At 49.8% G+C, this 1,622-nt stretch carries 1 protein-coding gene and 1 pseudogene; both read left to right on the top strand.

Annotated elements, in window-relative coordinates; genetic code table 11:
- A partial coding sequence (locus AXW79_RS22655) for a hypothetical protein (protein ID WP_211271107.1) occupies positions 1–917 on the top strand: 917 nt, incomplete at its 5' end.
- An 18-nt stretch (positions 918–935) separates the two neighbouring features.
- Positions 936–1,622, top strand: a pseudogene (locus AXW79_RS01405) (DUF4123 domain-containing protein); the annotation flags it as partial.

Here is a 1,622-nt window from a genome sequence, read left to right as displayed (position 1 = left end):
GAATGGCTATGGCACAGCGAAGGTGTAGAACTATTAGGATCAGTTATTTAGAAGGTGGCATCACTTATTGGAAATCCCTGTATCGACAATGCCAGGGAGAGTGGCGGCTATTGCCCAATCACTATGGTGTGCAGTGCTATCCGGTCACTGAGTTACTGTTACTCTCTATAAACGAAGGTTCAGCAACAGAAAGCCTGTTGTTATGGCTGTTATCCCATCAACACTACCCTGATACGGGCGTTGTGTTGTTCACGGCAGCAGCTGAAATAGACGACATACAGCAAGCGTGTTTACTTCGCCATACTTGTTTTTATCCCGATGGGCGGCATGTCTTTTTCCCTTTTCATGAACCGGCTACGCTAAAAACTTGGCTGACAATGACAGATGTGTCAACGAGGCAGCGGTTTGAATTGCCTTTTATGGGTATATATATTCCCGAGGTAGTCGACACATGCTATTCAACCTCACAGTTTGAGTGTGTCAGTACGTCAGTCTCGCCCAGAAATATATCGTCACAAGTATATGAAAACAGGTTGAGTGCCGAGGCTTATCGCGTACTGACCAATCAGGCGCGTTATCAACATTTGACCAAGGCGTTATTCGTCAGAGCCAGCGAATACTATCCATTTCTACTGGATATAACATGGCTGGAGAAGCGTTTCATAAGCGGTATTCTCTTGGCAAGTGAGTTGTATCCTGCTGCATCGGAGGATGAGTGGGAGGCCTGGTCCGCACACCGCTGGATCATCGGTTCAGATTATTATCGGCACCCTCAGTTTATTAAATTGGTTTCTCACTATTCGTTATCGATGGCTATTAAAAAATTCAAGATGGATGCAGCGCTGGTCAGTGATTCACGGGCCCATTTCCATCGACGTGAATGGCTGTTTGGCCTGGTAGACGATAAAGGAGCGTAAGGCGTGAACGCAAGCAAGATGATGATATCTGGCAAGTATCAGGATGATGACTGGCAACAGCTGCTTGATGGGCAAGGTCTGTTCATGTTTGCCGAAGCGGCCATCAACGATGCTGTGCCTGGCCTGGCAGAAAAATGGGGCGGTAGCCTTGAGCAGACCAGGCTGTATTGGGGAGAGACGGGAAAGCTGCATAGCACTATCTCCCCCTATCTCATTCCTGTTCATCGACAAAATTGGCCAGAGCTTCAGCGCCTTGTCACCCATCAACCCGGATGGGGCCTGATGTTTCAGCTCGACTGATTCATGCTGGCGTATACGCCGCTCCAGCAGTTGCAAGCATTGCTGGCACATCTGCGGCAGTGGTCCTGGATAGATACACCTGAACATGAGACCGCCATCTTGCGGCTCAGTGACTGGCAGGTGGTCAAGCCCCTCTTGATGGCAAGCTCTCCTGCCGAAGCCACTGCGCTGTTTGGTCCTATCGCCAAGATTATCGATATATCACCGGAGGGTGGTTGTGATTATCTCCAGCTCATTGAACGGGTCGAACATGACCTCGCTGGGCGTGCTCCGCAACAGTTATCACCCGCACAGTGGACTGCATTGAACTCGCTGTCAGACAGCGTTGCACACGATGAGTATGTCGCGCATATCCAGGCACATCATCAAGTGGTTAAGGGGTGGCTGCATATTCCGGCCGATCAT

This window comes from Aeromonas salmonicida subsp. salmonicida (assembly GCF_001643305.1).
Lineage (GTDB): Bacteria > Pseudomonadota > Gammaproteobacteria > Enterobacterales > Aeromonadaceae > Aeromonas > Aeromonas salmonicida.
This window is presented reverse-complemented; position numbering and strand designations above follow the sequence as displayed.